The sequence below is a fragment of the Oleiphilus sp. HI0123 genome (assembly GCF_001635315.1).
This window is the reverse complement of the sequence record NZ_LWGE01001053.1, coordinates 1-8,316: the sequence shown is the minus strand read 5'-3', so window position 1 is coordinate 8,316 and position 8,316 is coordinate 1. Positions and strand designations below refer to the sequence as shown.

Sequence of the window (8,316 nt, the reverse complement as noted above, 5' to 3'; positions counted from 1 at the left end):
AGGTGGTACCTTTTGCTAGCTACGTGGATGCAAGTGTCGATACTAGCCAGGACAGAGTGGCCGTTTATAGTAATGCCGTCAGTGATGTTTATGACCTATCTGGAAGCCAGCGCGTAATTAGTAGCTTGCTTTCTAGTATTACTGCCGGCGCAACAGCCGGTGCTTTGACGATTAACTTACAATCAAGCCATCAATTTGTCAGTGACTCCCCAACTAAGCGTTTGTTTATTAGTCAGGACCCCGTGATGTTTTGTTTTAGCGGTGGCTTTCTCTATCGTTATTTTGATTATGGCTTTGATTCGACCCCTGATACCAACAAGCAAAATGTCATGGCAAATGGTGCGAATTTAGGTAGCTTTGCTTATACAGACGCCAGCCTGACTCGTAATGCTGTGGTAAATATTGCTTACAGTGTTACAGGTAGTAATGGTGAACTCCAGGCCGTAAATCAAGAGGTGCAAATTCGCAATGTACCCTAGGCAACTCCACTTTAGACAACTACACCTTAAGCAGCGAGGTATTGGACTTCCTGCGACAATATTTTTGATCGTTATTCTTGCTTTGATCGTTTTGGCAATGAGTGATCTGGCTGAAGATTCCAGTATGGGCTTTGCTCAAGACTTTGAATCTACACGAGCCTTTTACGCGGCGGAAAGCGGTGCTCAGATAGCGCTAAACAGAGTGTTCGTTGGCGGGACAACTTGTAATGATGCAATGGGGTATCTGGACTTTGATGCAGGAGGGAGTAACCCTGGCTTGGATAACTGCATTGCACAACTGATTTGCCGAATTGATACGGTGGCAGGTACAAATATATGACATTTACAAGCACAGCGACCTGTGGAAGTGGTTTGGACCAGGCGACTCGTTCGGTGCAGGTGAGGGCTCATGATTAATAAGGGTGTTTTGTTATTGTTCCGACTTATTACAAGTATATGTGTGATTGTCTGTCTGTTTACTTTCGCTAGTAGTGCTCATTCTGCAATTACTTTTGTAGCTAGTACGACTGAAGATGGCAATAACGATGATGTCACTCTTACTGTACCAGCGAGTGCTGAAGAAAATGATTTGTTATTGGTGCAGATTACTATCCGAAACAGAAGTGGTAGTGATGGGGTGACAGCGCCAGCTGGTTGGACTCAGATTAGCTCTCAAGACAGAGACGATGATGTACTCCAATCATTGTACTATCGCCTGGCTACGTCTGGCGACGCTGGGACCGGGTATAACTTTGATTTTGATGGCAATCGGAATCGGCGGTATATAGGTGGTATGTCTGTCTTTCGAGGTGTCGATACCTCCACACCAATAGATGATGAAGATTCTAGCGTAGGTATGAGTTGGTCCAGTGTGACAGCACCGTCGGTCAATACTTCAGGCTCGGGGGGAATGCTGGTGGCATTTTATACGCTTGAAGCCGGAGACGCAGCGTTTTCCGCACCTGTCGGTATGACTGAAATGTACGATATTGAGGAACATAAGGGTAATGACGGAATAACAACAATGGCCGCATATGAGCTTCGACCTACGGCAGGTGCATCGGGTGATCGAGTCGCGACGGCGTCAACAATTTTTGATGATGCCATTGGTCACTTAATTGCTTTGAGAGAAGGGGCGAGTGGTGTATTGAATGTTGATAGTGTCCATGGTGCCTGTGGTGTTGATAATCTCTTGGTAGTCGAATTCGACAATACCATTGATAGTGATGCCTTAGATACTAGCTACTACTCCTTAAATGCAGCGACGATTAGTAGTGTTAGTCAGCAAAGTGACACAACGGTTGTATTGCAGGTAACAGGAATTGTAGCGGGCCAGGCATATACCTTGACGGTGGATGGTACTGATCACAGCGTTGATTTCTCTGGTTTAACTGGTCATTACTTTGATCAACGTAACGGAAGTGGAACCAAGGTTTCTCAGCCTTCAGGTTTATTTACCGGTACGGAATATCTGCGTAAAGATAGCCAAGTGGATTTTGGTTGGGGCTCAGGAACGCCGACTATTTTCCCTAGTACCTCTGGAAATAATGAGCGTTTCAGTATTCGTTGGAATGGCTATGTGGTACCGACACAAACAGGTAGTTATGAGTTCCGGCTGTATTCAGATGATGGTGTACGCTTAGACCTTGAAGGTAGTGAGATTATTAATGACTGGAGCCTTCATGGACCGCGTTATTCGAGCACTTCTGCGGCGCAATCATTAAATTCTGGGCAGGGCTATATCGTTCAGATGGAGCACTTTGAGCATACTGGTCAAGCTTATGCTCGTTTGCAATGGCGCCGTGACGGTGGCAGTTGGGAAGCTATTCCAAGTGCAGCTTTGAGTTCATGTGCGGTCACAGGTGAGCTACCTGAACCTGTCGCAGAATTTCGAATGGACGAGACGGCTTGGTCTGGCTCATCAGGCGATGTGGTGGATAGCTCTGCCAGCCCTAGTAATGGAAGTTCTCAAAATGGCTTAGACACGACGAGTACAGCACACCTTTGCCGAGCAGGCGATTTTGATGGAGTTGATGACTACATTGAAAGCTCTGAAGTGGGGGCAACTCTAACGGGGACTTCTTCTCTGAGCTTTTGGATTAAGACCACACAAGTTGGAAATAATACTGGATGGCAGGCGCCCGGTATTGCCGGGGTGGAAGAGTCGGGTGGCTCGGACGATATCTTTTGGGGCTGGATCGATGCCTCGGGCCATATTGGCTTATCGGTTGGTAATGATTACTCGTCAAAGTCCTCAGGTGTGATCAATGATGATAGCTTTCATCATGTGGTGCTAACACGTGATGCCGGTAGTGGTGCGTATAAAATATATATTGATGGCGTGTTGGATCAAAGTGGCACCGCAGCAGCAGGTGTGATTGGCAACTCTTTCACGAGTATCGGCCGGATAGAAGATACAGGTGGTTCGCCAGAGTACTTTCAAGGTCAGCTAGATGAAGTCAAAATATACAACAGCGTTCTAAGTGATTCGCAAGTGAATGCCTTATATACCGAGACACGTTCATGTGGCGCCTATCAGCCTCTTGCTCACTTTGCCTTTGAGCAAAATAATTGGTCGGGCGCAGGCGTGTCGATCGAGGATTATTCGGGTAACGGTAATGCGGGATTAAGTGTCGGTAGTGCAGAGTCCCATGCCAGCGGCCAGGTTTGTAAAGGTAGTTTTATTCCCGACAACTCAAATTCAGCAACGATTGATGCCATTGACTCACAGCTGGACTTGGACACAGACGTAGGTAGTCAAGGGACTATTGTGCTTTGGTATCGAGCTGAAGAGAACTGGGTGGGGAGTGGAGATAAGACCTTAATTGATGCAACTACCGATGTCATAGGAAATTCTAACGATAAGTATTTCTTCTTGGCAAAATTAAATGATGGTCGCTTACGATTTGCCTTGGAAGATAGCGCGGATCTTGATTTCAACTTATACACAAGTGCTAACTCAGTTGTTGCGGGAACGTGGGTTCATCTTGGCGTAACCTGGGACTTATCTGCCGATGAATTGCATATATATGTTGATGGAAGCTCTGCTGCCTCATCGTCAATTTCATCTAACGGCACTATGGGTGATGTAGGAAATATCTTCTTCGGGGACAATTCATCTACTTATCTAACACCAGGCGCTTCAGCTTATGGCCGTTTGGATGAGATTAAAGTTTACGATAGCGTGCTGACTGAAGCAGAAATTGGAACGGCTATGGGGGACTCTCATGCTTGTAGCTCGTGTTCTTTAGGTAGTTTTTCGATTACTCAGCCTGACTATGGGTTAGCCTGCCCGAGTTCCAGAGCTGAAGTGAGTATTCAAGCTGTATGTGCGGATGGTGTTACTGATAAAACTGACTATGTTGGTACGATTGGTTTAAGTACCAATGATGATTCAAATAGCGAGTTTTATGATGCTGCTAGCGGTGGTTCCTCCATATCGGGTCTCACTCTGGATGGCTCTGAAAGCGGTGCAGCAACGGTCTTTTTATTCCATGAGAGGGCGGTTGATGGTGTGGTCGTGACCGCCGAAGATACTGCAGAGAGTGTAAGCTCTACCGCAACGCCGGGTACAAACTTTAGTGCTTACGGATTTGTTGCGACCAACCCGGCCTCTTTTGTTTGTGGTAATTCTGAATCGATGACATTAACCGCTGTCGGTCAAACTCAACCAAGTGGTAGTGCTTGTTCAGTGTTGACTGATTTTGACGGGAGTAAAGACTTAAAAGCATGGTTTGAGGTGAATTATCAATCTGATGAGTCACCCGCTATTGCAGATACGGCCAGGACTTCCCTAAGCCTTAATAACACGCTTATCGCTAACAGTTTACCTGCTAGTGATAATCTGACTTTAGATTTTGATCAAGGTGTAGCAGATCTTGACGTTAGGCATTTAGATGCTGGACAAATATTGTCTATTAACTTTGAACATGAGGATGGGCTCAGTGAAACGCCACTTATGCAAGGTCTTATGTCTAATGCCTTTGTTGTCTCTCCTTCCTTGATTGAGTCGACTGTACCGAGCGCGCCAAGTTGTTCTTCTCCTTTTGGATCTTGCAGTGAGTTTGCAACGGTCGGTGATAATTTTACTCAGCAGCTTAGAGCTGTCTGCGCGGATGCAAGCGCAACAACGGCTGAGAGCTATATCAGTCCTTCGCCAATATCGTTGCGTAGTAATCTTATTGCACCGCTAAGTGGTGTTAATGCCAATGTTGCCGAGAGCGATGTGGCCTTTACATTGGCAGATGATGGTGTTGTGTCGGTGACGCAACAAATAGATGAGGTGGGGGTTTTCACTATGGAAGCCTATGCCGTGCCCGATTATGCGGGTGAAGTCGTCAGCGGTGGTACAAGTGGTAATGTTGGTCGGTTTATCCCTGATCGTTTTGATGTGAGCTTTTCCGTCACAGGAGGAAATTTTGCCCCAGCGTGTAATGTCGTTGGACTATCGCCCTTCACTTATATGAATCAGGCCTTTCAATGGAATACTGTCCCTGAATTGACGATAAGTGCTGTACGTGCTGATGGCACGATTACACAAAACTATGAAGGTGATTTTTGGCGCTTGGGTGCAAACCTGGAGCTAGATGAGTCTTGTGGTGGTAGTGTAGGCGTTAAGGGTTTTTGCTATACCGATAATGCAGCGACGGCGGCGACATTATCCTCGCCAGTTGGAGATATAAGTTATGGTGCGACAACAGATATTGATGGAACGCTTAGCTTACTTATCCACTCTAGTAACCCTAACTTCAGTTATGATCGACCTGCAGGGACCAATATCGTTCCTTTTGACGCAGATATTGATTTGGTCGTTACTTTGGAAGACGATGATGATGTGACAGGCACTAGTAATTTAGCAGCGCTTGGTTTCCAATTTAGCTCAGAATTACGGCAAGGACGGTGGAAAATGGAGAATGCCTATGGGCCTGATACTCAAGCGTTAAAAATGAAGGCTTACCCCCAATATTATTCTAGCGCCGGAACCTTTGTTGCCCATACTGATGATCAATGTACCGCAGTTGTTCCAACTGTTACACCTTTAGGTAGTGGTGCTACGAGCTTAGAAGATATTCTTGTGGGTTCAGAGTTAACTACCTTAAGTGTGAATGCTCCTCTCGATGATGCGCAAAATGAAAACTTTAGCTTCAGCGCTCCAGGAGTCGGCGGGGCTGGAAAAGTTCAAGTTAATCAGGACTTATCTGCATTGCCATGGTTGCGTTTTGACTGGGACGGAGATGGCGCTCTGGATGATGAGCACCCCTTTGTTGAGGCGCAGTTTGGTCAATATCGAGGCCACGACAGAATTATCTACTGGCGAGAAGTGAGTAACTGATTCTAGGTCGTGCTCCAAGGTTTGGGCATAGCGCGGGATGGAACCCGCTGCCTACAAAATATGAGAGTAATGCGGAGGGAGGGGCTTAATCCTCTTCCTCAGTACTCTCTTCAAAGCTCATATCAAGCTCTTTGATTTTACGGGTAAGCGTATTCCGGCCCCAGCCTAATAACTGGGAAGCATCTCTACGTCGTCCGCCAGTATGGTTCAATGCCGTATCGATCATAATACGCTCAAACTGGGGAACAGCTTGATCCAGAATGGCACTATTACCTTTTTTAAGTTCCTGGTCAGCCCACTTTCGCAAGGCTTCCTGCCAAGTACTTGCTGTTGGAGCAGTGTTATCTTCATCTAATAATTCTGGCGGCAGGTCTGATACATGAACCTCTCTACCACTAGCCATGACGGTTAACCAGCGACAGGTGTTTTCTAGCTGTCGAACATTACCTGGCCAGGGCATGGCACTTAAGTACTCTTCGGTCTCAGGGCGTAATTGCTTGATGTCGACCGAGAGCTCTTCAGCTGCTTTGCTTAAGAAGTAGTTCGCCAGGGTGGGGACGTCTTCACTTCGGTCGCATAGTTTAGGTAGGTGAACGCGAATAACGTTCAAACGGTGAAATAAATCTTCCCGGAAGCTACCTTCTTGAACCAGACCTTCAAGGTTTTGGTGGGTTGCAGCGATAATCCTAACGTTAACCTTAACGGGTGTGGTGCCACCGACTCGATAAAACTCACCATCAGCAAGTACACGTAATAGGCGGGTTTGCGTATCGGCAGGCATATCTCCGATTTCATCGAGGAAAAGTGTACCGCCATCAGCCTGTTCAAAGCGTCCGGTGCGCTGTCCTCCAGCACCTGTAAAGGCACCTTTCTCATGACCAAATAACTCAGACTCAATCAGGTCGTTGGGAATTGCAGCCATGTTTAAGGCAATAAATGGTAACTGTGCACGGGGGCTATGCTGATGCAAAGCACGAGCGACCAGTTCTTTACCTGTTCCTGATTCGCCATTGATCAGAACCGTTATATTTGACTGTGATAAGCGGCCGATAGCGCGAAACACTTCCTGCATCGCTGGAGCTTTACCAATGATTTCAGTATTTTCTTCATTGAGCTCCGGTGCATCAGGCATATTCTGTGCTTTTTGCTCTTGGGAGTGAGCAATGGCGCGTTTGATTAGTGCGACGGCATCATCTAGATCGAAGGGTTTGGGTAGGTAGTCGAAAGCGCCACTCTGATAGGAGGAAACAGCGCTGTCCAAGTCGGAATGAGCGGTCATAATAATGACCGGAACTGCCGGTACGCCACGATGCAAGTTATTAGCTTGAATCTTTTCAAGTAGTGCAAGCCCATCAATGCCAGGCATGCGAATATCACTGATAATCGCATCAGGGCTCTCGCTAGAAAGTCGCTCTACTACACCTTCACCGCTTTCAAAAGAGCGAAGCTCGTAGTCTTCTTTTGCTAGCGCTTTTTCAAGTACCCAGCGTATAGAGCGGTCATCATCAATGATCCATACAAGTGGCTTTGTTGTCATAGTGTTACTCCGAGATACTTGAAACGTTTGTTGGTTTAGGTGAGCGCGTGCTATCGATAGGGATATAAATAATGAAGTCGGTTTTACCTGGTTTGCTTTCGCACTCGACCAAGCCATCGTGCTTGGTAAATATGCTTTGCGTAATGGATAAGCCCAGACCTGTACCTTCTGCGCGCCCACTGATCATGGGGTAAAAAATATTCTGAATGGAATCCTTTGGTATACCTGGGCCGTTGTCGATAATATCAACCTTTAGTACCAGTCGATGTCGAGTATGACCAATAGTGAACTGCCTTAGAGTTCGCGTTCTCAAGACAATCTGAGGTGAAGGATTTTCGTCTTTTTGCTCAGACAGTGCTTGAAGTGCATTTTTCGCAATGTTCAGAAACGCTTGAATTAACTGACTTTTATCGCCCAGGAATTCAGGAATACTTGGGTCGTAGTCCCTGATAATATTAATTTTGCCTGCAGATTCGGCATGAATCAGGGTGTGAACTCTTTCAAGAATCTCGTGGATGTTTGTTTCACAACGCTTGAGGGCTTTATTAGAGCCGAGCATTCGATCTACCAGACTTCTCAGCCGGTCCGACTCACTCATTATAATTTGTGTGTATTCATGATGCTCTGGGTTGGTCAGCTCTGCATCAAGTAGCTGAGCGGCACCCCGAATTCCACCGAGAGGGTTCTTAACCTCATGAGCGAAGCCACGAACAAGGATTTGAGCTGTTTCCTGGTTCTCATGCAGCTGTTCTTCACGGCTGATCCGCTTCAAACGATCCTTTGCTTGCATTTCGATCAGCAGTAAATCCTGAGAATCTTGAGAGAACTTTGATGCCGAGCAGTCTGCAAGAAGCTCTTGGCCGTTGTGTAGAATAAACTCGCAGTCACGTTGAGTGTATGAGTGCCCGCCATCAATAATGGCCTGGAACTCGTCAAACAAAAGTTCTTCATGTTTAATAAAGAGGTGA

General features: G+C 46.5%; 4 protein-coding genes and 1 pseudogene. 3 read left to right on the top strand and 2 right to left on the bottom strand.

Annotation, left to right across the window (positions count from 1 at the left end):
* The 3 genes and pseudogenes from A3761_RS27580 to A3761_RS09555 all read left to right on the top strand — a co-directional run.
* Window positions 1-479: pseudogene (locus A3761_RS27580) on the top strand (hypothetical protein); the annotation flags it as partial.
* Window positions 469-819: a hypothetical protein gene (locus A3761_RS09560; RefSeq protein WP_068750152.1), complete on the top strand. Its 351-nt coding sequence runs from the start codon at window positions 469-471 to the stop codon at window positions 817-819. The pseudogene A3761_RS27580 and the gene A3761_RS09560, both read left to right, overlap by 11 nt.
* 69 nt (window positions 820-888) lie before the next feature.
* Entirely contained in the window at window positions 889-5,811 is a 4,923-nt protein-coding gene (locus A3761_RS09555; protein WP_068553134.1) for a DUF6701 domain-containing protein, read from the top strand.
* Between the two features lie 85 nt (window positions 5,812-5,896).
* On the opposite strand, the gene glnG is transcribed toward A3761_RS09555, so the two are convergent.
* Window positions 5,897-7,348: a nitrogen regulation protein NR(I) gene (glnG, locus tag A3761_RS09550; RefSeq protein WP_068508266.1), complete on the bottom strand. Its 1,452-nt coding sequence runs from the start codon at window positions 7,346-7,348 to the stop codon at window positions 5,897-5,899.
* Between the two features lie 4 nt (window positions 7,349-7,352).
* Window positions 7,353-8,316 (bottom strand): nitrogen regulation protein NR(II) (glnL, locus tag A3761_RS09545; protein ID WP_068750150.1); only part of this gene is annotated, 964 nt, incomplete at its 5' end.